Consider the following 20,519-nt stretch of genomic DNA (forward strand, 5'->3'; position numbering starts at 1 on the left):
GAGCGAGGTATCCAGATCCAAACTCCAACGTCCGTTCAGCCTGAGCGAAGTCGAAGGCCAAGGGAATCCCCCGCCCCGAGCCATTCCCTCAAACCGCCGGATACCGCAACCGCCCGATAAACCGCGACAGGCTGGGCCTATTCTCGCCGCGCTTGACCATGCCGGCCTTCCACTTCTCGAACCGCATGATCCCCTCGATCCGGCGGGCGAGGAAGGCACGGGTATCGGCATGGCCCTCGCTGTCGTCGTTCAGGAAGGCGGCGATCGTCGCAGCATAGACGGCGAACAGCGTCGCGCGCTTGGTATAGTGGTTGTAATCGGTCGCGGTGTCGCCCGCCTGCGCCCAGATCGCATCGACCGTCCGCCAACCGAGTCGCGCGGCCGTAGCGGCGTTCTGAGGCATCGCCAGGATGGTCAGCGCGCGGCGCAGCGCCTCGCGATTCGGGGCGGCGGCGTCCAGCCGTGCCTCGACCAGTGCGGTGATGCGCTGGCGGATCTTCATCGCGGCGGCCTGTTCGGCCGGCACCGCCGCGACCATCGACTGGTCGATATGCGCGAACCAGGCGTCGATCATCGCGACCGGTCCGTCCTTGAAGGCGAGGCGGGCGATGTCGCGGTCGACGCCCGCCGCATCCGCCGCCATGTCGCGCGCGTCGTCGCCCCAGCCGTCGAAGGCGGCGTTGGACGCGATGCCGTCCGCCAGCAGCGCGCGCACCTCATCGAGAGTCAGGTCCTGAACATCGGTCATGGCAGCCTCGGTCATATGCGTCTCTCGTCGTCCATGTCGGCGGGCTTGGCAACAGTCTTGCCCGATCCGCGCCGTACCAGCACCAGCGCCACGGCGACCATCGCCACGCCGATCAGGTCGGGCAGGGCCAGCGTCTCGCCATAGACCAGCCAGCCGATCGCCGTCGCGACCATCGGCTGGACCAGCAGGGCGAGACCGACGACCAGCGGGCTGAGCAGCCCCAGCGCGTAGATCATCAACCCCTGGCCGATGATCTGGCTCCCCAGCGCGAGCAGGATCAGCGCGCTCCAATGTCCGGGCCAGACCCGTTCGCCCAGCAGCGTGGCGAAGACGAACAGCGGCACGATGCTGGCGGTGGTCGACCAGGCGAGCGCCGGAACCGGGGGCATGGCGACCCGGACGCGCGACATCAGGATGAAATAGCCCGCATAGAGCAGCCCGGCGAGCACGCACAGCAGATCGCCGACCAGATGGCGCGGATCGACCTGATAGCTGCGCCCCATGAGCAGCCCCGCACCCACCGCCGCGAGCAACAGCGCGATGCCTTGCGTCCGCGAGGGCCAGGCGCGCGCGACCAGGAAGCCGTAGAGTGGGAAGATGAAGGTCGCCGAATTGCCGAACAGCGTGGCATTGGCCATCGTCGTCTGGCGGATGCCGATATGCCAGGTGCCCAGATCGCCGGCAAAGGCGACGCCGCTGACCAGCAGTACGAGCCAGAGCGTCCGCTGCCCCCGGCCCGGCGCGCGGGGGCGCGCAGGCCCCAGCAGCGCGATCAGCGCCAGCACGGGGGCCGCCAGTGTGATCCGCCAGAAGGCCGAGGCGACCGGCCCGGTATCCGCCAGCCGCACGAGCAGCGGCCCGAAGGCGAGCGCCACATTGGCGAGGATGACCGCGATAAAGGCCAATGGTGGTGCCGCCGGCGCCGCCCCGATCGTGCCGCTCCGGTCCGAAAGACCATCGCTTTCAACGCGTTCACTTTTTCTTGGGGGCGCGGACACGGGCATGGGCTCCCTTAACGCCCTATCTGCGTTGCGTCAGGCCGGAAAGGCCGCAAAAGGATTGCATTTTGATGCCAACGCTCTTCGACCCCATTGATCTCGGGGCGATCCACGCCCCCAACCGTATCCTGATGGCGCCGCTCACCCGCGCTCGTGCCACGCGAGAGGCGGTGCCGACGCCGATCATGGCGCAATATTACGCGCAGCGCGCCGGCGCGGGCCTGATCATCTCCGAGGCCACCGGCATCAGCCGCGAAGGGCTGGGCTGGCCCTATGCGCCGGGCCTGTGGACCGACGAGCAGGTCGAGGCCTGGAAGCCCGTCACCGACGCGGTGCACAAGGCCGGCGGCCGCATCGTCGCGCAGCTCTGGCACATGGGCCGTCAGGTGCACAGCTCGGTAACGGGGATGCAGCCGGTGTCGTCCTCGGCCACCCGTACCGAGGGGCAGGCGCATACCTTCGAGGGCAAGAAGGACTTCGAGACGGCGCGTCCGCTCGAACTGTCGGAAATCCCGCGCCTGCTCGACGATTATGAGCTGGCGACGCGCAACGCGATGGCCGCCGGGTTCGACGGGGTGCAGATTCACGCCGCCAATGGCTATCTGATCGACGAATTCCTCCGCGACAATGCCAACCACCGCGAGGACGAATATGGCGGTGTGCCCGAGAACCGCATCCGCCTGCTGCGCGAGATCACCGAGCGGGTGATCTCGGTCGCGGGCAAGGAGCGGGTCGGTGTCCGCCTTTCGCCCAATGGCGACAGCCAGGGCGTGGACGACAGCGATCCCGCCTCGGTCTTCGTGCCCGCCGCGAAGATGCTGTCGGACCTGGGCATCGCCTTCCTCGAACTGCGCGAGATCGGCCCGGACGGCACCTATGGCCGCACCGACGTACCCAAGCTGTCGCCGCAGATTCGCGAGGTGTTCCAAGGCCCACTGATCCTGAACAGCGATTTCGACAGCCGCGCCAAGGCGCAAGCCGCGATCGATTCGGGCGTGGCGGACGGCATCGCCTTTGGCCGCACCTTCCTGGCGAACCCCGATCTGCCCGAGCGTCTGCGCATCGATGCGCCGCTCAACGAGAGCGACATGGCGACCTGGTACAGCCAGGGGCCGGAGGGCTATATCGACTATCCCACGCTCGACGAACAATCGCGCGCGGCGTGACGGAAGGGGGGTGCTGACCCCTTTTTTCATCCTCCCCTGCAAGGAGGTCGATCTCCAAGTCAGGATGGTTAGAGGTTTGAGCGCCCCTCCCCTTCAGGGGAGGGGACGGGGTGGGGCGCTTCCGCAGGCCATGCGCCGGTGGAGAGGCCCCACCCCAACCCAGTATCAGGTCGATCAGGCTCCCAGCCTGATCTAAACCGCGCGGGGCACGGTTTACCTGATGCTCCTGAAGGGGAGGGACTTGCTTGAATCAGCACGCTTTCTTCCCGTCAGCCCCGCCGCGCGATCCCCTGCGCGATGATCGTCGCTTCCGCTTCGGCCAGCACCGCGCCGGCATTGCCGGGCGCCATCACCGCGCGTTCGGCGGCGCGGATGCGGGCGAGCGCGCGGGCCAGCATGGCGGGCGTCCAGCGGCGCAGCGCGCGCGCCGTTTTCGCCTCGTCGCGGAAGAAGACGCGGTGGCGCTTCATCACCGCCTCGACCGGTTCGCCCTTGTCGATATCGGCGCGCATCTCCGCCAGCGCGACCAGCCGTCGCGCCAGCGCGCGCAGCCAGGGGATGGGGGAAGCCCCGCCCTCGTCGAGCAATGCCAGCTCGCCGCCCAGATCGCCGACACGGCCCTCGACCACCGCCTCGACCGCGTCGCCCATCTCCGCCTCGCCCAGATCGGCGCCGATCGCGTCCATCGCGGCGTGATCGACCTCGCGCGGGCGGTCGCTATCGGCGTCGAGATAGAGCGCCAGCTTCTCCAGTTCGCGGGTGATGACCGCACGGTCCGCGCCCGCCGCCTCGACCAGCCGGGTGGGCACGCCGGCGGCCAGCCGCAATCCCATCTCGCCCGCCATGGTCGCGGCCAGCCGTTCGGCATCGGCGGCGGTCGGCGCATAACAGCCGAACGCCATCGCGCGCGGCGAATCGAGCGCCAGCTTGACGATCTTGGCGGTGGTCTTGACCGTGGGGGCGATGGCGACGACCGGATTGCCCACCGATTCCGCCTCCAGCAGCGCGGTGAACGCCGCCAGCCCCTCCTCGCCGACGCTGGCGATGCGGATGAAGCGCGGGCCGCCGAACAGCGACAGCGCCGCCGCCTCGTCGGTCAGCCGTGCGGGGTCGCTTTTCAGCGTCGCCGAATCGAGGTCGATCCGCTCCGCCTCGCGCCCCATCGCCTGGGCGAGCAGCCGCGCCAGCTCGTTCGCACCGGCCTCATCGGGGCCGTGCAGCAGATAGAGCCGGACATCGGCCGGCGGGCGGCTCAGCGCCCGACGGATTTGCCCGGCATTGGCTTTCACGAAGCAGGCGCCTTCACGGGCGCGCGACCGGCGCCTCGCCGGCGGGCCGCGCCCGGGCATAGGTCGCCAGCCGCGCGACGATCTCATCCGCGACGATCACCGCCAGCCGTTCGAGCGCGGTATTCTCCGCCGCGATGGTGGCATATTCCGAACGGACGACGTCGATGCCGGCATCCGACCCGGCCGTCGAATCGACCAGCACCGCGTTGCTCGTCTGGTCGATCAGCTGATAGCGTGCGCGCAACACCCGGCGTTCGCGCGTGACCGAGTCGTCGCGCCGCACGCCCAGGCCCTTGATCTGGTCGTCGAGCTTGACGTCCAGCCGGTAACGCGCCCCGCCACCCTGGCCATTGCCCAGCCGATCGCGCAGCGCATTGGCCATCAGCCAGCCCGCCTTGCCCTGGATGGGGGCGACCTCCACCCCCGACAGCGCGGTCGCCACCGCGCCCTGGCTGCCCCCGGCATAAAGCGGGTGCAGGCCGCAGCCCGACAGAGCGAGCGTCAGCCCGAGGGCGGCGGTGAGCAAGGGCAGGGCGCGCATCATGCGACGATGTTTACCAGACGATCGGGCACCACGATCACCTTTTTCGGGGTGGCCCCGTCGAGCGCGCGGACGATCTTGTCCGACGCCAGCGCGGTCGCCTCCAGCTGATCCTTGGGCAGCCCCTTGGCGACGGTCAGCGTATCGCGCAGCTTGCCGTTGACCTGCACCGCGACGGTGACCTCGTCCTCGACCAGCAGGCTTTCGTCGACCGCCGGCCAGGCGGCGTCGGCGATCAGGCCGTCCTGGCCCCCAAGACCTTCATGAAGCGCGGCCCAGGCTTCCTCGGCCATGTGCGGGACCATCGGTGCGACCAGCAGCATGGTGGTGCGGATCGCCTCGTTACGGGCGGCGGAAGGCTTGGCCTTTTCGATGGCGTTGACCAGCTCGTACAGCTTGGCGACCGCCTTGTTGAAGGCGAGCGCCTCGATATCCGCCGCGACGCCCGCGATGGTCTGGTGAAGTTTCCGCGAGAGCGCCTTGTCCTCGCCCTCGGCCGCTTCCGCACCGTCGAACAGACGCCACAGCCGCTGGACGAAGCGCCACGACCCCTCGATGCCCGATTCCGACCAGGGCAGATCGCGCTCGGGCGGGCTGTCGGACAGCATGAACCAACGCACCGCGTCCGCACCATACTGATCCACGATGGGCTCGGGATCGACGGTGTTCTTCTTGGACTTGGACATCTTCTCGACGCGGCCGACGGTGATCGGCTGTCCGGTCGCGATCTCGATGCCGTCGCGAATTTCGCCGGGCGCGAGCCAGCGGCCGTCCGAGGACTTGTAGCTCTCGTGCGTGACCATCCCTTGCGTGAACAGCCCCGCAAACGGCTCCGCCACGTCGATCAGGCCGATATGCTTGAGCGCACGGGTCCAGAAGCGGGCATAGAGCAGGTGCAGGATCGCATGCTCGACGCCGCCGATATACTGGCCGACGGGCAGCCACTTTTTCACCACCTCGGGATCGAACGGGCGATCCTTGGGCTGGCTGGCGAAGCGGATGAAATACCAGGACGAATCGACGAAGGTGTCGAGCGTGTCGGTCTCGCGCCGGGCGGGCTTGCCGCAATTCGGGCAGTCGACATGCTTCCACGTCGCATGGCGGTCGAGCGGATTGCCGGGGACGTCGAAGGTCACGTCCTCGGGCAGCGTGACCGGCAGCTGGTCCTTGGGGACCGGCACCGCGCCGCAATCCTCGCAGTGGATGATCGGGATTGGCGTGCCCCAATAACGCTGGCGGCTGACGCCCCAGTCGCGCAGGCGGTACACGGTCTGGCCCTGGCCCCAGCCTTCGCCCTCGGCGCGCGCGATGACGGCGGCCTTGGCGGCCTCGACGTCCATGCCGTCGAGCGGGCCGGAGTTCACCAGCTGTCCGCTACCGGTATAGGCGGTGTCGCCCTCGAACACCGGCGCGGTCACATCGCCATCGGCGACGACGCGGGTGACGCTCAACCCGTATTTGCGCGCGAAGTCCAGGTCGCGCTGGTCATGCGCGGGCACGCCCATGACCGCGCCCGTGCCATAGTCCATCAGCACGAAGTTCGCGATATAGACGGGCAGGGTGATCGCCGCATCCATCGGATGCTGCATGCGATAGCCGGTGTCGAAGCCCAGCTTTTCCTGCGTCTCCAGTTCGGCCGCGGTGGTGCCGCCCGCCTTGCAACGCTCGATGAACGCGGCGGCATCTGCGTTGGTCTCGGCCAGTTCGCGCGCGATCGGGTGATCCGCCGCGATCGCGACGAAGCTCGCCCCGAAGATCGTGTCGGGACGGGTCGAATAGACCTCGATCGGCGTCGCGAAGGGCGCGACCGGCGCGAAGCGGAACTGGAGCCCCTTGCTGCGGCCGATCCAGTTCTCCTGCATCAGCTTCACCTTGTCGGGCCAATGCTCGAGCGTCGTCAGCCCCTCCAGCAGCTCGTCGGCAAAGTCGGTGATCTTCAGGAACCACTGGTTCAGCTTGCGCTTCTCGACCAGCGCACCCGAGCGCCAGCCGCGCCCGTCGATCACCTGCTCGTTGGCCAGGACGGTCATGTCGACCGGGTCCCAGTTGACCGCCGATTCCTTTCGGTACACCAGCCCGCCCGCGTACAGGTCGAGGAACAGCGCCTGCTCATGACCGTAATAATCGGGCTCGCAGGTCGCGATCTCGCGCGTCCAGTCGAGCGCGAAGCCCAGCCGCTTCAGCTGCGCCTTCATCGTCGCGATATTGTCGCGGGTCCAGCCGCCCGGATGAACGCCCTTTTCCATCGCGGCATTCTCGGCGGGCATGCCGAACGCGTCCCAGCCCATCGGGTGGAGCACCTCATGCCCGATCATCCGCCGATAGCGCGCCAGCACGTCGCCCATCGTATAGTTGCGGACATGCCCCATATGGATGCGCCCCGACGGATAGGGAAACATCTCAAGGACATAGGACCGTGGCTTGGGGCTGTGGTCGTCGGCGGCGAAGGTGCGCCGCTCCTCCCAGATCCGCTGCCACGTCGAATCCGATTTCAGGGCATTGTAACGCGAGGCCATTGATGTCGTCTTTTACTTCGTGATCGAGGCACGGCGCAGGTCGCGCGCCTTGGTGAGGATGATGTCTTCCAGCTTCTGCGTGGTCGCGGCCTGGACGGGGGCTGCGACCCACTGGCCACCGCGATTGACCTCGCGCAGCGCGGTGACGCGCAGCGCGTCGGCGCGCAGATCCTGATCGAGGATGGTGACGGTCACCTTCATCCGCTCGGTCGGGACCTGCGGGTTGATGTACCAGTCGGTCACGATCACGCCGCCATTCGAGTCGGTCTCGGTCAGCGGCATGAAGCTGAGCGCATCCAGGCTGGCGCGCCACAGATAGGAGTTCACGCCGATCGTCGTCACCTTCGACGCGGCCAGATCGGCCTGCGGGCGGTCCTTGTTGCCGGCACAGGCGCCGAGCGACAGGGCGGCGATAACCGCGAACGCGGTGGCGGAACGGCGAAGCATCGGCATTATCCTGACTGCGAATAAGGACTGGGAATAAGGGTTGCGTATCGCTCTACAGGGGCCCCGCCACCCCGGCAAGCGCGCGTGCGATGACGGCGATTCTGTGGATACCGGGCAACACTCGGACAAGATTCGCGATCGGGCGCGTAACAATGGGATCACTCGGGCATGATTCCATGTTAGGACCGATCTTGAAGAGGGCTCTAGGTCAAAGGGGTGGACCGTGTCGTTCGGGCGTGTGGTGATCGGACTTGCTATCGGGGCGCTGGCCGCCACGACGGCAATGGTCGCGCCCGCCATCGGCGCGGTCGATCAGGGCGCTCGGGCCCCCAAGCGGGCGTTGTCGCTGCGCGGGATCGGCGGGTTCACGCCGGCCTCCGCCGATCCCCGCCTCGCCGCCATCTTCGCGCGCGGTGGCCTGGATGCCGGTGACTTGCGCTTCACCCCCGCCGAAAGTCAGCGGGTCGCCAATCGCGCGGTGACGGTCGCGGTCCGCGCGCGTGCCAGCCGCACCAATGACGAGCGTACCGCCGCCAATGTCGCCCCGACGGTCGGCCTGGCGCCGATCTCGTACAATCTGGGCGTCGCGGTGGGCTGGAAGCGGCTGGCCCTGTCCAGCGACATCGCCCGCGTGGATCTCGCCGGCCTGCCGGGCAGCCGCGAAACCGCCGATGTCGCGGTCAGCTATACCGCGAATCGCTTCACCGGTCGCGTGAAGGCGTCGACCGACCACCCGATCGAGGGTGCGCCCAAGCTGATCGATATGCCGTCCAGCTATTCGCTCGACATGGGCGGTTCCTATGCGCTGACCCGCAATCTGGATGTGACGGCGGGCGTCCGCTACCGCTCGGACCGCGAGCGCCTGGCACGCTTGGACGACGATCGCCGCAACAGCCAGGCGGTGTATCTGGGAACGGCCTTCCGGTTCTGACCTTCGCGTAATGCGGTTTTGCGGGGGCGAGGCTCTATTGAAGCGCCGCTACTTCTGCGTATTGCGCTTCTTCTGCATGATCTCCGGGGACAATACGACGCTGGTCCACGAAAGGATGATCATCGGCGTTGGGTTTGCGTCTTTAAAATAGGATTGTTCGCGCAGAGGCGCGGAGGACGCAGAGGGGGCGGGACCAGATCAAATGGCCGCGCACTTACCATGTCCGATGGGAAGGCAAGGCATTGCCCCGCGCCAGACCCCTCCGCGTTCTCCGCGCCTCTGCGCGAACAAAATCCATTTGCGCCGAGGGTTGACCATCGACGTAGCACGAGTCGCATTGGACATGGCTGGCCCACCCACTTCGCTTCCATTGGTACATCGAAATCTCGCTGATGATCGGAGGCGATCCTTCGTGTTCGATTCAAGCAGCTCAGAAGACATTGTTGCTCGCGCGGAGCGTACTGGGCCAGATCGAATGTCTGCGCTCTTTCAACGCCTGTGGGGGAGGTCTGAAGTTGCCCAACCCCAGACACCTCCGCGTCTTTGCGTCTCCGCGTGAACACGTTCATTCGCGGAACGAGGCTGCCGATGGAGAGAGGGCAGTTCGCTTCCGAATGACTTAGCCCGCGCCGCCCCAGGCATCGATCGCGGCCCAGCCGTCGAATCGCCCCCGCAGGCGACGAAAGCGCTCCGCGTTCATGCCGCCCAGCGCGATCATGGGCAGGCCCAACCCACGCCCGATCCGTGCCGCCCGCGCCGGGCCGATGCCAGGTACGCCCGGATGCGACCGGGTGGCGAAAAGCGGTGAGACGAACAGCAGGTCGGCCCCGGCCTTCCACCCCGCGACCGCTTCCGCCTGGTCATGCGCGGACCAGCTTCGCATGCCCTTGCCTCTGCCCGACTTGTGCACGCCGTCACCGGGCAGACCGCCGCCAGTGACCAGCAGCACCAGGCCGCGCGCGCGGGCGATGCGCCACACCCGGCGGTGGATCGCGCGGCGCTCAGCCGGCGGTGTCGCGTGGTGGCGGAACACGACGCCCGACCCCGGCGGCAACCGACGCAGCGCGGTCCATAGCCCGTCGCCCAGCCGTTCGTCGGTCATCAGCCATGTCACGGGGTATCGGTCGGCCATGCCAGCGACTATAGCGCCGGGCATGACCGACGACAGCGTTTCCCGCCTTGCCACCGTCTCCGCCGCGCTTCGGCATGCCGCCAAGCTCGGCGATCACGCGACTCCGACCCTGATCGCGGTGTCGAAGACGCATGATGCCGACACGATCCGCCCGCTGCTGGAGGCCGGCCACCGGGTCTTCGGCGAGAACCGCGTGCAGGAGGCCGCCGCCAAATGGCCGGCGTTGCGCGACGACTATGACGGCGTCGAACTCCACCTGATCGGCCAGCTTCAGTCGAACAAGGCCGCCGATGCGGTCGCGCTGTTCGACGTGATCCACACCGTCGACCGCCCCTCGCTGATCGCCGCACTGGCCGAGGCGATGGACAAGAGCGGACGGCGGCTCGAGTGCTTCCTGCAGATCAATATCGGCGAGGAGGAGCAGAAGGGTGGCTGCGCCATCGCCGAGGCGCCCGCCATGCTGGAGCAGGCGCGCGCCGCCGGACTGTCGATCGTCGGGCTGATGGCGATCCCGCCGCACGGAGTGGATGCCGCGCCTTATTTCGCGCTGCTCGCCAAGATGGCGCGCGATTTGGGGGTGGAACGGCTCAGCATGGGGATGTCGGAGGATTACGAGGTCGCCGCGATGCTGGGTGCCAGCCACGTTCGCATCGGCAGCGCACTGTTCGGGGCACGCGGATGAGCCGCTTCGCCGCGCTACTGTTCGATTTCGACGGCGTCCTGATCGACAGCGAATATGAGGGCAATCGCCACCTTGCCGAATGGCTGACCGCCAATGGCCATCCGCACACGCCCGAAGAGGCGATGCACCATTATATGGGGCTGGCGGGCAAGGACTTCATCGCGACGATCGAGGGGCGGATCGGCCATGTGCTCCCGGAGTCCTTTTACGAGGCGCGCCGGGTCGAGGATGTCCGCGCGATGGACGAGGGCGTGATGGCGATCGCCGGCGCGGTCGACTTCGTCCGGTCGCTGCCCGCCGACTTTCCCAAGGCGGTCGTGTCGTCCAGCCCGACGGTCTGGATCGACCGCCATTTGCGCCACCTCGGCCTGCGCGAGGCGTTCGGGGAGCATATCTATAGCGGCCGTGAGCATGTGACGCGCGGCAAGCCGGCGCCGGACTTGTATCTCCATGCCGCCGACCGGTTGGGCGTCGCCATCGCGGATTGCGCGATCCTGGAAGACTCCCCCGTCGGCGCGACCGGCGCGGTGGCGAGCGGGGGCTATGTCATCGGCATGTGCATGGGCACGCACTGCGCGGTCGGGCACGACCAGCGGCTGCGCGACATCGGCGTGTCGGCGATCGCGCAGGATTATGCGGACGTACGGCGCGAATTGGGGGTTTGACGCTCCGCCACCGTTCAGCCCGAGCGACGTCGAAGGCCATGGGAATGATGTTCGTGGCAGAGCGTGGAACGTGCACTTCGACTTCGCTCAGCGTGAACGGAGGGTGGGCTTGGATCGTGTGAAGCCGGCGGGCCATGCGTGAATAGGACGATGCGCGAGATGGAGCCTAACTCGCCCCATCCCCGACGGCCGTTCACGCTGAGCGAAGTCGAAGCGCACGCCCGGCGGTTTCCCGATTCCCTTGGCCTTCGACTTCGCTCAGGCGGAACGGATGTTCCAGGTGGGTCCGCTACAACTGGTGCCCGGTCCGATCCCGCTTGGTCGCCAGATAGCGTTCGTTGTGCGGATTGGGTGGCAGGCTGTGTGCCACCCGCTCGACCACGCGCACGCCCGCCGCGTTCAGCCCCGCGACCTTGGCGGGGTTGTTGGTCAGCAGCCGCACCTTGTCCTGCCCCAACAGCGTCAGCATCCGCGCCGCCACGCCGAAATCGCGCGCGTCGATGGCGAAGCCCAACCGAGTGTTCGCATCGACCGTATCGAAGCCCTGATCCTGCAGCTGATAAGCGCGCAGCTTGTTGACCAGGCCGATCCCGCGCCCTTCCTGGCGCAGGTACAGCAATATGCCCCAGCCCGAGTCGGAAATGGCATGGATCGCGGCATGCAGCTGCGGCCCGCAATCGCATTTCAGGCTGCCCAGCACGTCGCCGGTCAGGCATTCGCTGTGCAGCCGCACCAGCGGCGGCTGGCCATTCGGCTGGCCGATCAGCAGCGCGACATGCTCGCCCGCCGCATGGGGTGAGCGGAAGGCGACGATCTCGGCATCCTCCGCCCCCGCCACGGGCAGGCGCGCGCGGGTGGCGATGGCCAGCGCCTCGGCATTTTCATGCGCGACGATGTCGGCGACCGTCAGCGATGCCTCGACGCCCGTCCCGCCGACGAAGAAGGCCGGCAGCAGCCCCGCGATCCGCGCGAACCGGATCGCCGCCGCCGCGACCGCCGGATCGGGCAGGGGAAGCGCGCGATAGGGGCCTTTGAGCGGTGTCGCGAGGTCGAATTGCGGATCGGCGAGCGCGGTCGCGGCCGGAAAGTCGATCCACGGCGCGCGCTCGACCAGCACGGCGGCGTCCGGGTCGGCGGCCTCCATCTGGTTGGTCAGCTTCAACGTCGCGGCACGGCCCGCCGAGATCAGGACCGGCGCCTGCCCTTCGGGATCGAAACAGGCCAGACGCATCGGATCGGCCGTCTCGACCGCCAGCAGCGCGACACCATCGATCGCGATCGGCCACCCCCGACGCAGCGCATCGATGGCGCGCGCCGCCGCCCGGGCATCAGGCGCCTTCGGATCGGCGCTCAAAAATCGAATTCCGTCATGATCGGGATATGGTCGGAGGGTTTCAGCCAGCTGCGGCACCCCTCGAACACGCGGTGGCCGGACGCCTTGTCGGCCACGTCGCGCGTCGCCCACATATGGTCGAGCCGCCGCCCGCGATCCGACGCCGCCCAATCCTTCGCGCGGTAGCTCCACCAGGTATAGAGCCGCTCGGGCGCGGGGATGAAGTGGCGGCCCAGATCGACCCAGTCGTTCGACGCCTGGAGCCTGGCCAGCGTCTCGACCTCGATCGGCGTATGGCTGACCACGTCGAGCAGCTGCTTGTGGCTCCACACGTCCGACTCGAGCGGCGCGATGTTGAAGTCGCCGGTCAGGATGGTCGGGCAGTCGAGCTGGCCCGACCAATCGATCATGCGGTCGAGGAAATCGAGCTTCTGGCCGAATTTCGGGTTCACCTCGCGGTCGGGCACGTCGCCGCCCGCCGGGATATAGACATTCTCCAGCCGGACGCCGTTGGGCAGGCGCACGCCGACATGCCGCGCCTCGGCATTGGCCTGCCAGTCGAAGCGGTCGTCCTCGACGATCGGCACGCGGCTGGCGATCGCGACGCCGTGGTGCATGCGCTGGCCGTGGATGACGATGTGATCGTAGCCGAGCGACCGGAAGAGCTCGAAGGGGAAGTCGTCATCGACGACCTTCGTCTCCTGAAGACACAGAATGTCGGGCGCAGCCTCGGTCAGAAACTGTTCGACGATGGCGGCGCGGAACCGCACCGAATTGATGTTCCAGGAGGCGATTTTCACGGAACGCGATGTAGCGGGGGGCAGGGGGTGAGACAAGGTTACCCGGGCACCGTCCTTCCTCCCCTGCAAGGGGAGGAATAGCTTCAAAAACGGAAAGGCCCTCGCTCCGGGGGCATGGAGCGAGGGCCGACCTAGCGTTCGTCACGCAGGCGGGATGAGGGTGCTTCTTCGAGCAACAGGGGGGAATCTCGAAGGCCCCTCAACCGCAACGCCCTGATAGGACAGGAAACCTGTCGCCCGGATGAATGAAATTGCCCGGAAGCGTTCAGTTACGCGCCGCCGACCTCCGCGGGTCGTTGAAACGGAACGCCTTGTCGTCCACCGCCACGCCGTAGCGCTGATTCGACAGACGAATCGTCGTCCGGTTGTTCTGGCTGTCGAGCGCGACCCACCCCTGCAGCATCAGCCCGCCGGGCGCGGCCGAATCGCGCGCGAAGACCAGCGTGATCTTGCCATATTCGGGATGCTTGGGATCGTTCGCCTCGACCGAGAGCAGCCGCGAGTCGGCGCTCGGCACCACCTTGGCATAGCGGCCGATATCGCGGCTGAGGTCGATCAGCACGCCCAGCGGCGAGTTCTTGATCGGCCAGCGCTGCACCTGACGCACCGAATAGTCGATGAAGGTCAGCGCGCCGCCATCCGCGACGATCAGCAGCGGCACGCCCTTTTCATATTGGAAGCGGATCTTGCCCGGCTTCTTCATGGTCAGCGTACCGGTCAGCACCTTGCCGGCGCGGTCCGTCTGGGTGAAATCGGCGGTCATCGTCGTCAGCGCTTGAAGCGAGCGCTGTACCGCCGCCAGATCGCCGCCGGTCTGCGCCATGGCGGGCACGGGCGCGGCGACCATCGCCATGGCGGTCGGCGCCAGCAGGGCGGACGCCATCATCGAACGGATCATCAAAACACTCCTTTGGAGCCGTCACTCATGAGGGCGGCCGATTGAACGGGTCGTGAATCGGCGGGGGCTACAGCGTCAGCGCGGCCTTCAGGCCCAGCACGGTGACATCGTCCGCCTGGGCATAGCCGCCGGGATGATGGATGAACTGGACATTGGGGCGCATCTCCAACCATTCGGCGGGGTGGATGCTGTAATACACCTCGGCGGCATATTCCGATCCCTGCACCGCCGGCCGCGTGGGATCGAGCCGCTGCCCGTCCGCCACCCGCCCGTTCACATGGGTGCGCGCGACACCGATGCCCAGCACGTCGCCGGGCACGGCGGGCACCAGCCCCTTGTAGAACAGCCCGGCGGCGACCTGATTGTCGGTGACGCTGGTTGCGCGGTCCGCTTGGGTGGCGTTCAGGAAGACGCTCAGGCCGTTCTCCGCCTTGCCGTCCTTGGTCTCGCCGGTCAGCTGCTGCTGGATGTTGATATAGACGCCGTAGCGGCTGCTCCGCTCCAGCGGGGCGAGGCCGGTGATCGCGAGCGGGCGACGGTTGATGTCGAGGAAGACGTCGGCCGCATCGGCGGTGCTGACCCAGCCGCCCAGCTTGTACGACCCGATCCGCCCGGCGGTGGGATGGTTGATCCAGCCGACTTCGGCGGGGACCAGCACCCCGGTCGCACCCCGGAAATGGCCGATGAAGAAGTCGGTATCCAGATTGCGCGGATTGACCTCATAGACCGCACCCTGGACATACAGGTCGTCACGCGGTTCGTAGCGCAGCCGCACGCCCCATTGGCTGACCGGCCAGTTCTGCCAATAGTCGCCGACCAGATTGCCCGGCTGCGCGCCGCAAAAGCTCAAATTCATGAAGTGGCAGGAGAAGATCGCGAAATCCTCACCCGGATTGGTGCGGCCCAGTTTCACCTCGAACCGCTCGCCGATCCGCTGCTCGTACCAGAATTGGGTGAGGCGCAGAGTCTGGCCCCGCCCATAGACCTCCTGCACCTGTTGCAGCGCGCCCAACCCCGCATCTTCGGTCAGGTTGCGGCCCCGGCGATAGGTGAGCGTGGCCTGGAACGCCCCGCCCTTCAGCCCCATGACCTTTTCCAGGTCGAACAGCGCGCCGGCGTCGAACTGCCCGGTTTCGCGGAACAGCGTCTTGCGCCCACCCGTCACATTGACCGCGCTTTCCGAGGCATAGCGCGCGGTGACGGTGATGCCCCGCCGCCCCAGCCGGGTGCGGATGTCGTGCCAGTCGCCGATCAGCCCCGGCGGCGGCGTGCGCCTGGTGTCGGCGGTGATCGCCGAGGGCGCACTGTCGGAGGGGCGCACCGCGCGGCGGCGGGGCGGGCGCTGCGTATCGCCCGTAGGGGCGTCTGGAACGACACGCGAGGCCGAGGGGACCGGGTCGGTGGTCTGCTGTGCTAAAGCCGGTGCGGCGGCCAGTAACGGTGCCCAGCCCCAGATCATCGCCTTCATCATAGCCCGTTCCCCGACCCTTATCGTTTCGCGTTGCAAACGACCGAGCCGGGGAAAGGTGCCGTATGCGTCAAGGACCTGTTCCTCCCCTTGCAGGGGAGGTGGCAGGGCGAAGCCCTGACGGAGGGGTGTCCACGCTCGAGAGATTATTCTGCCCTCGCAACCGGTGACACCCCTCCACCAGCTTCGCTGGTCCCCCTCCCCTTACAGGGGAGGATTCTTACCCCTGCTCCGCCGCACGGACCTGGTCGACATAGTCGCCATAACCTTCCGCCTCCATCTCCCCCCGCGGCACGAAGCGCAGCGAGGCGGAGTTGATGCAGTAGCGAAGGCCGCCGCGATCGCGCGGGCCATCGGGGAAGACGTGGCCCAGATGGCTGTCACCATGCGCCGAGCGGACCTCGGTGCGGATCATGCCGTGCGTGGTGTCGCGCAGTTCGTTGACATGCGCCGGCTCGATCGGCCGGGTGAAGCTGGGCCAGCCGCAATGCGAATCGAACTTGTCGGCCGAGGCGAACAGCGGCTCGCCCGAGACGATGTCGACATACAGGCCCGGCTCGCGCGTGTGCAGATATTCGCCGGTGCCGGGACGCTCGGTGCCGCTCTGCTGGGTCACATAATATTGTTCGGGGGTCAGCCGCGACAGGGCTTCCTCGGTCTTGGCATAACGGGTGTCGGCCATGGGGGGCTCCTTTCGAATGGATCAGGCTTGAACGGGTTCGGCGGCTATCTGGCGCAGCGCCTGCTCGAATGATTCGAGCGGCTGGCCGCCCGAGATGAGATAGCGATTGTCGATGACGATGGCGGGCACCGACTGGATGCCGCGCCCCTGCCACAGCCGCTCGGCCTCGCGCACCTCGGCGGCGTAGCGGTCGGAGGTCAGGATCGCCTGGGCTTCGTCCGTATCCAAGCCGGCGCGCGCGGCGGCGGCGATCAGCACCGCATGGTCCGAAATATCCTCGCCGTTCGTGAAATAGCTGTCGAACAGCGCATGCTTCAGCGCCGCCTGTCGCCCCTCGATCCCTGCCCAGTAGAGTAGGCGATGCGCATCGAAGCTATTGTAGATACGCGATGTGTCGGTCATCGCCATGGTGAAGCCGACCGAGGCGGCGCGCTCGCGGATGGTGGCGCGGTTGGCCGCCGATTGTTCGGGCGTCGCGCCATATTTGCGGCCGATATGCTCGACGATATTCTCGCCCTCGGGCGTCATCGCCGGGTTCAGCTCGAACGGCTGGAAATGGATGTCCGCCTCGACCGCGTCGCCCAACCGCTCCAGCGCGATCTCCAGCCCGCGCAGCCCGATGATGCACCAGGGGCAGGAGATGTCGGAGACGAAATCGATACGGATCGGGCGGGGCATGGATGGTCCTGACTGACGCGACGGCGGTCGCGGGAAGATGGACCATGATGTGGGGAGGGGGCTTGCCCGTGCAAAGGGGCGGCCCGGGAAACGCTGCGTCAGTAGATTCGCGTCCAGCGCTCGGACGTGCGGGTGACCGGGGGGTAGACGACCCGCAGCGAGTCGCTGTCCGCCCCCGCCTCGCCGGCGGGACGGAACAGGCATTGCCCGCCTTGCGCACGAGGCGATAGCGGGCGCTCCGCCGGAACGCGGGTCAGCTCGACATCGACGACATAGGCCATGATCCCATTCTCCCGCCGCGCAGAATGCGCTGTCGCCACCATCGCCGCCATCCGGGAAAAGCCCGGAAAACAAGGAGGTGGAACGAAGCCGGGGCTGACCGCTTTCGCCAGGACGCCATTTGCGCCACACCGGGCGCGCGTTGCCGCGCCACCATGGCCTTGAAGGAGATCGACCGATGACCAGAACCGCCCTCATCACCGGAGCTACCGCCGGAATCGGTGCCGGCGCCGCGCGCGCTTTCGTCGCGGCGGGCTGGCGGGTGATCGGGACGGGACGGCGCGCCGACCGGCTCCAGGCGCTGGCCGACGAGCTGGGGACGGCGTTCCATCCGCTCGCCTTCGACATCACCGACGAGGGGGCGCTCGATGCGGCGCTGGCCGGCTTGCCGGAGGCGTTCGCGGGCATCGACCTGCTGATCAACAATGCCGGCCTCGCGCTCGGCACCAAGCCGGCGCAGGACAGCGATCTGGCCCAGTGGCGCACGATGATCGCGACCAATATCGACGGGTTGATCACCATTACCCACCGGCTGTTGCCGCGCCTGATCGAACGGCGCGGGGGGATCATCAACCTGTCCTCGGTGGCGGCGAACTATCCCTATACCGGCGGCAACGTCTATGGCGGGACCAAGGCGTTCGTGAAGCAATTCTCGCTGAACCTGCGCGCCGACCTGCATGGCAAGGGGGTACGCGTCACCTCGATCGAGCCGGGCATGGTGGAGACCGAGTTCACCACCGTCCGTACCGGTGGCGACCAGGCGGCGTCGGATGCGCTCTATGCTGGCTCGGACCCGATGACGGCGGACGACATCGCCGCCACGCTGCTCTGGGTCGCCGAGCTGCCGCCGCACCTCAACATCAACCGGCTGGAGCTGATGCCGGTCAGCCAGTCCTTCGCCGGCTTCCAGGTCGCCCGCGCAGGGTAGGTCCTATAGCGGTCGGTGCATCACCAGCGCATCGACCGCCCCCAGGCGCGGATGCCGGAAAGCGCCGGGCACCCGCCCGACCGTCGCGAAGCCCAGCGCCGTCCACAGATGCACGGCGGCGGCGTTGGCGCTGACCACGAAGTTGAACTGCATCGCCACAAAGCCCCGCGCCCGCGCTTCGTCGAAGGAATGCAGCGCCATCGCCCGTGCCAGCCCACGCCCGCGCGCGGCGGCGCCGGTCATATACCCCGCATTGGCGACATGATCCCCGCCCCCGGCCTGATTGGCGCGCAGATAATAGGTGCCGAGGATCTCGCCCCCCTCCTCCAGCACGAATGTCCGCTTGTCCTCCCCCAGCCAATAGGCCAGCGCCGCCGCCTCGGTCATGGCGGGATCGAGCGCATAGGTCTCGCCCGCCCGGATCACCGGCAGGATGATCGCGGCGATGGCGGGCGCGTCGGCGAGGGTGGCGGGGCGAATCGGCATGGACACTCCGATGGCGAGGATAGGGATGGCAATCCGGCGTCCTCCCGGATGGTGCCGGACCAAAGCCCGCTCCTAACGCCGCGCGCGGGAGGAAGATCATGCCATTTTCAAACGATGCCCGCGCGCAATTGCTGGTGGAGGCCGAGGCGGATGTGCGTCGCTGGTGCCGCCCCAGGGATCAATGGATCGGCGGGAACCGACACCCGGATACGCATTGGCTGGCCTTGTTCACGGGGCTTGTGACGGAGGGAGACGCGCATCGCTTTCTCGTCACCTTTCAACTGACCAACCATGTCATCTGGCGAAAGCAGGCGGTCGCGCATGCCATCATGGGATTGCGGGCGAAGCCGACATTCGATCCGGTGATCGACATTCCCGTACTCGCCGGCCAGCTCCCGACCGAAGGCCGGATGCGCCAGCACAGCTCCGCCGCCAGCAAGATCGCTACCTTCGCCCGGCCGGAGGCGGATGTCTTCATCTGGGATCGCCTGGCCAGCAAGGCGGCGCGCCATCGCGACTGGCATCGTGCCGGACGTACCGGATGGAGGCGATTGAACAGCCTGTATCGCAAGGCGGACGGGCATGACTATGCGGCCTTCTGGCGGGCATGCGCACAGGCACGTGAGGACGAACGGCAGAAGAGCGACTTCCGGGCGGCACGAGACCGGTTGATCGCGGATTTCCGTGGCGGCGCGGGGGGTGCGGAGATGGCCGATCCCGTGCATGTGCCCGATGGCTTCATCGAACGCCGGCTGCTCGACAAGCTGATGTTTGCCGAGGGGCGCTGGATCGAACGCTATCGGTCATGACGGCGAAGTGCCGGTGGGCAGGGTTATCCGTTCCGCCGGCCATTCTGCGCGATCGCGATCACCGCAGCGGCCAGCAGGTCGAGCGGGAACCACAGCCCGAACTTGCCCGTCAGCAGGCCGATGAACCCGAAGATCAAAAGCGCGCCGAAGGGCGACAGGTTTTTCATCGCCTGAGTGCATGCGCAGGCCCACAAAACACACCATACCTGATGCATGCGATCTGGTTTATATTCGGTGGGTTGTGAAGGATCGTCCCTGACGATCAGGCGACTTGCTGGGCAAATCGCTGGAGCGGGCGAAGGGATTCGAACCCTCGACCCCAACCTTGGCAAGGTTGTGCTCTACCCCTGAGCTACGCCCGCTCTGGCGTTTCCGAACCGGCTGACCGGCTGGGGTGAGGCGGGCTATTAGATGTGGGTTTCGAATCCGGCAAGCACTTTTTTCAGAAAAATTACATTGGCGACTCCAGCAAGAGAACATTACAAGAACATATATGGAGGAGCCCTTCGCCCTGATCGACCGTTTGCGTCGTGCCGCCTGTCTGGCGACGCGGATGGAGGAGGGTGAGCGGGGGGCGGGTGACGCGCTGACGCGGGGCCTTGCCCCTGCGCAACTCCATGAAATTCATGCGCTTTCGCAAGGCGAGGCAGCCAGCGGCGCGGGCTTTGCGATCGGGTGTGTGCTTGCCGCCGGGGCCCGGCCGATCCTGTGGCTGCGCACCGAAGCGGCCGAACGACAGGGCGGGCGACTCCATGGGCCGGGGCTGATCGCGATGGGGCTCGATCCCGCCGATCTGGTCGTGGTGGTGGTCGGTGATGATTCGGCGCTGCTGCGCGCGGCGGCGGATGGCGCGCGCTGTCCGGGGCTGGGCACGGTGATCGCGGAGGGCTGGGGCGCGATGCGCGGGCTGGACCTCACCGCGTCGCGGCGGCTGATGCTGGCGGCCGAGGCCTCGGGCGTGGTGATGATCCTGCTGCGCATTGGCGGGCCAGACCAGCAGAACGCCGCGCCGGAGAAGATTTTCTTCACGTATATTTAGCCTT

23 protein-coding genes and 1 tRNA gene are annotated in these 20,519 nt (G+C 67.3%); 7 read left to right on the forward strand and 17 right to left on the reverse strand.

Annotated features, from left to right (window positions below):
• Nucleotides 1-88: 88 nt before the first annotated feature.
• Both ACQKJZ_RS01055 and ACQKJZ_RS01060 read right to left on the reverse strand, forming a co-directional pair.
• Nucleotides 89-763 (reverse strand): COQ9 family protein, encoded by a 675-nt coding sequence (locus ACQKJZ_RS01055; RefSeq protein WP_427729677.1) that lies wholly within the window; start codon nucleotides 761-763, stop codon nucleotides 89-91.
• A complete protein-coding gene (locus ACQKJZ_RS01060; RefSeq protein ID WP_427729678.1) occupies nucleotides 760-1,752 on the reverse strand; it encodes a DMT family transporter in 993 nt (330 codons plus the stop codon). The genes ACQKJZ_RS01055 and ACQKJZ_RS01060 overlap by 4 nt, the downstream gene beginning before the upstream one ends.
• A 65-nt stretch (nucleotides 1,753-1,817) precedes the next feature.
• Between ACQKJZ_RS01060 and ACQKJZ_RS01065 the strand changes: the two genes are divergently transcribed.
• Nucleotides 1,818-2,912 (forward strand): alkene reductase, encoded by a 1,095-nt coding sequence (locus tag ACQKJZ_RS01065; RefSeq protein ID WP_427729679.1) that lies wholly within the window; start codon nucleotides 1,818-1,820, stop codon nucleotides 2,910-2,912.
• A 269-nt stretch (nucleotides 2,913-3,181) separates the two neighbouring features.
• On the opposite strand, the gene holA is transcribed toward ACQKJZ_RS01065, so the two are convergent.
• Genes holA through ACQKJZ_RS01085 form a run of 4 tightly spaced genes read right to left on the reverse strand, consistent with a single transcriptional unit; the run spans nucleotide 3,182 to nucleotide 7,705 of the window.
• Nucleotides 3,182-4,201 (reverse strand): DNA polymerase III subunit delta, encoded by a 1,020-nt coding sequence (gene holA / locus ACQKJZ_RS01070; RefSeq protein WP_427729680.1) that lies wholly within the window; start codon nucleotides 4,199-4,201, stop codon nucleotides 3,182-3,184.
• Between the two features lie 13 nt (nucleotides 4,202-4,214).
• Entirely contained in the window at nucleotides 4,215-4,745 is a 531-nt protein-coding gene (gene lptE, locus ACQKJZ_RS01075; protein ID WP_427729681.1) for an LPS assembly lipoprotein LptE, read from the reverse strand.
• Nucleotides 4,742-7,258: a leucine--tRNA ligase gene (leuS, locus tag ACQKJZ_RS01080; RefSeq protein ID WP_427729682.1), complete on the reverse strand. Its 2,517-nt coding sequence runs from the start codon at nucleotides 7,256-7,258 to the stop codon at nucleotides 4,742-4,744. Before leuS ends, lptE begins: the two co-directional genes overlap by 4 nt.
• Nucleotides 7,259-7,270: 12 nt before the next feature.
• Entirely contained in the window at nucleotides 7,271-7,705 is a 435-nt protein-coding gene (locus ACQKJZ_RS01085) for a DUF3576 domain-containing protein (RefSeq protein WP_427729683.1), read from the reverse strand.
• Nucleotides 7,706-7,928: 223 nt separating this feature from the next.
• Here ACQKJZ_RS01085 and ACQKJZ_RS01090 point away from each other — a divergent pair, with 223 nt between their 5' ends.
• A complete protein-coding gene (locus ACQKJZ_RS01090; protein WP_427729684.1) occupies nucleotides 7,929-8,636 on the forward strand; it encodes a hypothetical protein in 708 nt (235 codons plus the stop codon).
• 619 nt (nucleotides 8,637-9,255) lie between these two features.
• On the opposite strand, the gene ACQKJZ_RS01095 is transcribed toward ACQKJZ_RS01090, so the two are convergent.
• Entirely contained in the window at nucleotides 9,256-9,768 is a 513-nt protein-coding gene (locus ACQKJZ_RS01095) for a thiamine phosphate synthase (RefSeq protein WP_427729685.1), read from the reverse strand.
• A 22-nt stretch (nucleotides 9,769-9,790) separates the two neighbouring features.
• Here ACQKJZ_RS01095 and ACQKJZ_RS01100 point away from each other — a divergent pair, with 22 nt between their 5' ends.
• Together ACQKJZ_RS01100 and ACQKJZ_RS01105 are read left to right on the forward strand one after the other, a co-directional pair.
• The gene (locus tag ACQKJZ_RS01100) at nucleotides 9,791-10,450 is read left to right on the forward strand and encodes a YggS family pyridoxal phosphate-dependent enzyme (RefSeq protein ID WP_427729686.1); all 660 of its coding nucleotides are present in this window, start codon (nucleotides 9,791-9,793) and stop codon (nucleotides 10,448-10,450) included.
• Nucleotides 10,447-11,115 carry an HAD family hydrolase gene (locus ACQKJZ_RS01105; RefSeq protein WP_427729687.1) on the forward strand — a complete coding sequence of 223 codons (669 nt, stop codon included), beginning with the start codon at nucleotides 10,447-10,449 and terminating at the stop codon, nucleotides 11,113-11,115. Before ACQKJZ_RS01100 ends, ACQKJZ_RS01105 begins: the two co-directional genes overlap by 4 nt.
• A gap of 289 nt (nucleotides 11,116-11,404) precedes the next feature.
• Here the strand turns inward: ACQKJZ_RS01105 and ribA are convergent, their stop codons facing one another.
• From ribA to ACQKJZ_RS01140, 7 genes are all read right to left on the reverse strand, one after another.
• A complete protein-coding gene (gene ribA / locus ACQKJZ_RS01110) occupies nucleotides 11,405-12,469 on the reverse strand; it encodes a GTP cyclohydrolase II (protein WP_427729688.1) in 1,065 nt (354 codons plus the stop codon).
• Entirely contained in the window at nucleotides 12,466-13,248 is a 783-nt protein-coding gene (locus ACQKJZ_RS01115; RefSeq protein ID WP_427729689.1) for an exodeoxyribonuclease III, read from the reverse strand. The genes ribA and ACQKJZ_RS01115 overlap by 4 nt, the downstream gene beginning before the upstream one ends.
• A 265-nt stretch (nucleotides 13,249-13,513) precedes the next feature.
• Complete coding sequence (locus tag ACQKJZ_RS01120) at nucleotides 13,514-14,146, reverse strand: LolA family protein (RefSeq protein WP_427729690.1); 633 nt, start codon at nucleotides 14,144-14,146, stop codon at nucleotides 13,514-13,516.
• A gap of 67 nt (nucleotides 14,147-14,213) precedes the next feature.
• Complete coding sequence (locus tag ACQKJZ_RS01125) at nucleotides 14,214-15,617, reverse strand: carbohydrate porin (RefSeq protein WP_427729691.1); 1,404 nt, start codon at nucleotides 15,615-15,617, stop codon at nucleotides 14,214-14,216.
• Nucleotides 15,618-15,834: 217 nt separating this feature from the next.
• Complete coding sequence (msrB, locus tag ACQKJZ_RS01130) at nucleotides 15,835-16,296, reverse strand: peptide-methionine (R)-S-oxide reductase MsrB (protein WP_427729692.1); 462 nt, start codon at nucleotides 16,294-16,296, stop codon at nucleotides 15,835-15,837.
• Between the two features lie 21 nt (nucleotides 16,297-16,317).
• Nucleotides 16,318-16,974: a DsbA family oxidoreductase gene (locus ACQKJZ_RS01135; RefSeq protein ID WP_427729693.1), complete on the reverse strand. Its 657-nt coding sequence runs from the start codon at nucleotides 16,972-16,974 to the stop codon at nucleotides 16,318-16,320.
• A gap of 98 nt (nucleotides 16,975-17,072) precedes the next feature.
• A complete protein-coding gene (locus ACQKJZ_RS01140) occupies nucleotides 17,073-17,255 on the reverse strand; it encodes a hypothetical protein (protein WP_427729694.1) in 183 nt (60 codons plus the stop codon).
• Between the two features lie 176 nt (nucleotides 17,256-17,431).
• On the opposite strand from ACQKJZ_RS01140, the gene ACQKJZ_RS01145 reads away from it, so the two are divergent.
• A complete protein-coding gene (locus ACQKJZ_RS01145; RefSeq protein WP_427729695.1) occupies nucleotides 17,432-18,181 on the forward strand; it encodes an SDR family NAD(P)-dependent oxidoreductase in 750 nt (249 codons plus the stop codon).
• A gap of 3 nt (nucleotides 18,182-18,184) precedes the next feature.
• Here the strand turns inward: ACQKJZ_RS01145 and ACQKJZ_RS01150 are convergent, their stop codons facing one another.
• Nucleotides 18,185-18,667, reverse strand: coding sequence for an N-acetyltransferase family protein (locus ACQKJZ_RS01150; RefSeq protein ID WP_427729696.1), 483 nt, complete (start codon nucleotides 18,665-18,667; stop codon nucleotides 18,185-18,187).
• Between the two features lie 98 nt (nucleotides 18,668-18,765).
• Between ACQKJZ_RS01150 and ACQKJZ_RS01155 the strand changes: the two genes are divergently transcribed.
• Nucleotides 18,766-19,476, forward strand: a complete 711-nt coding sequence (locus ACQKJZ_RS01155) for a hypothetical protein (RefSeq protein WP_427729697.1) — start codon at nucleotides 18,766-18,768, stop codon at nucleotides 19,474-19,476.
• 23 nt (nucleotides 19,477-19,499) lie between these two features.
• Here ACQKJZ_RS01155 and ACQKJZ_RS01160 read toward each other — a convergent pair whose 3' ends face one another.
• Nucleotides 19,500-19,643 carry a hypothetical protein gene (locus tag ACQKJZ_RS01160; RefSeq protein ID WP_427729698.1) on the reverse strand — a complete coding sequence of 48 codons (144 nt, stop codon included), beginning with the start codon at nucleotides 19,641-19,643 and terminating at the stop codon, nucleotides 19,500-19,502.
• A 120-nt stretch (nucleotides 19,644-19,763) separates the two neighbouring features.
• A tRNA-Gly gene (locus ACQKJZ_RS01165) sits at nucleotides 19,764-19,838 on the reverse strand.
• Nucleotides 19,839-19,969: 131 nt separating this feature from the next.
• Between ACQKJZ_RS01165 and ACQKJZ_RS01170 the strand changes: the two genes are divergently transcribed.
• Nucleotides 19,970-20,515: a hypothetical protein gene (locus ACQKJZ_RS01170; RefSeq protein ID WP_427729699.1), complete on the forward strand. Its 546-nt coding sequence runs from the start codon at nucleotides 19,970-19,972 to the stop codon at nucleotides 20,513-20,515.
• The last annotated feature ends 4 nt before the right edge of the window (nucleotides 20,516-20,519 follow it).

It is taken from the genome of Sphingomonas sp. NPDC019816 (assembly GCF_050274375.1).
Lineage (GTDB): Bacteria > Pseudomonadota > Alphaproteobacteria > Sphingomonadales > Sphingomonadaceae > Sphingomonas.

What these genes read in the sequence shown, in the direction of transcription:
- ACQKJZ_RS01105 (WP_427729687.1), top strand. Translation starts at nt 10,447, where the DNA reads ATGAGCCGCTTCGCCGCGCTACTGTTCGATTTCGACGGCGTCCTGATC.
- ACQKJZ_RS01150 (WP_427729696.1), bottom strand. Translation starts at nt 18,667, where the DNA reads ATGCCGATTCGCCCCGCCACCCTCGCCGACGCGCCCGCCATCGCCGCG.
- ACQKJZ_RS01170 (WP_427729699.1), top strand. Translation starts at nt 19,970, where the DNA reads ATGGAGGAGCCCTTCGCCCTGATCGACCGTTTGCGTCGTGCCGCCTGT.
- ACQKJZ_RS01155 (WP_427729697.1), top strand. Translation starts at nt 18,766, where the DNA reads ATGCCATTTTCAAACGATGCCCGCGCGCAATTGCTGGTGGAGGCCGAG.
- msrB (WP_427729692.1), bottom strand. Translation starts at nt 16,296, where the DNA reads ATGGCCGACACCCGTTATGCCAAGACCGAGGAAGCCCTGTCGCGGCTG.
- ACQKJZ_RS01055 (WP_427729677.1), bottom strand. Translation starts at nt 763, where the DNA reads ATGACCGAGGCTGCCATGACCGATGTTCAGGACCTGACTCTCGATGAG.
- ACQKJZ_RS01140 (WP_427729694.1), bottom strand. Translation starts at nt 17,255, where the DNA reads ATGGCCTATGTCGTCGATGTCGAGCTGACCCGCGTTCCGGCGGAGCGC.
- lptE (WP_427729681.1), bottom strand. Translation starts at nt 4,745, where the DNA reads ATGATGCGCGCCCTGCCCTTGCTCACCGCCGCCCTCGGGCTGACGCTC.
- ACQKJZ_RS01100 (WP_427729686.1), top strand. Translation starts at nt 9,791, where the DNA reads ATGACCGACGACAGCGTTTCCCGCCTTGCCACCGTCTCCGCCGCGCTT.
- ACQKJZ_RS01120 (WP_427729690.1), bottom strand. Translation starts at nt 14,146, where the DNA reads ATGATCCGTTCGATGATGGCGTCCGCCCTGCTGGCGCCGACCGCCATG.
- ACQKJZ_RS01065 (WP_427729679.1), top strand. Translation starts at nt 1,818, where the DNA reads ATGCCAACGCTCTTCGACCCCATTGATCTCGGGGCGATCCACGCCCCC.
- ACQKJZ_RS01135 (WP_427729693.1), bottom strand. Translation starts at nt 16,974, where the DNA reads ATGCCCCGCCCGATCCGTATCGATTTCGTCTCCGACATCTCCTGCCCC.
- ACQKJZ_RS01095 (WP_427729685.1), bottom strand. Translation starts at nt 9,768, where the DNA reads ATGGCCGACCGATACCCCGTGACATGGCTGATGACCGACGAACGGCTG.
- ACQKJZ_RS01085 (WP_427729683.1), bottom strand. Translation starts at nt 7,705, where the DNA reads ATGCTTCGCCGTTCCGCCACCGCGTTCGCGGTTATCGCCGCCCTGTCG.
- leuS (WP_427729682.1), bottom strand. Translation starts at nt 7,258, where the DNA reads ATGGCCTCGCGTTACAATGCCCTGAAATCGGATTCGACGTGGCAGCGG.
- ACQKJZ_RS01160 (WP_427729698.1), bottom strand. Translation starts at nt 19,643, where the DNA reads ATGAAAAACCTGTCGCCCTTCGGCGCGCTTTTGATCTTCGGGTTCATC.
- ACQKJZ_RS01060 (WP_427729678.1), bottom strand. Translation starts at nt 1,752, where the DNA reads ATGCCCGTGTCCGCGCCCCCAAGAAAAAGTGAACGCGTTGAAAGCGAT.
- ACQKJZ_RS01125 (WP_427729691.1), bottom strand. Translation starts at nt 15,617, where the DNA reads ATGATGAAGGCGATGATCTGGGGCTGGGCACCGTTACTGGCCGCCGCA.
- ACQKJZ_RS01145 (WP_427729695.1), top strand. Translation starts at nt 17,432, where the DNA reads ATGACCAGAACCGCCCTCATCACCGGAGCTACCGCCGGAATCGGTGCC.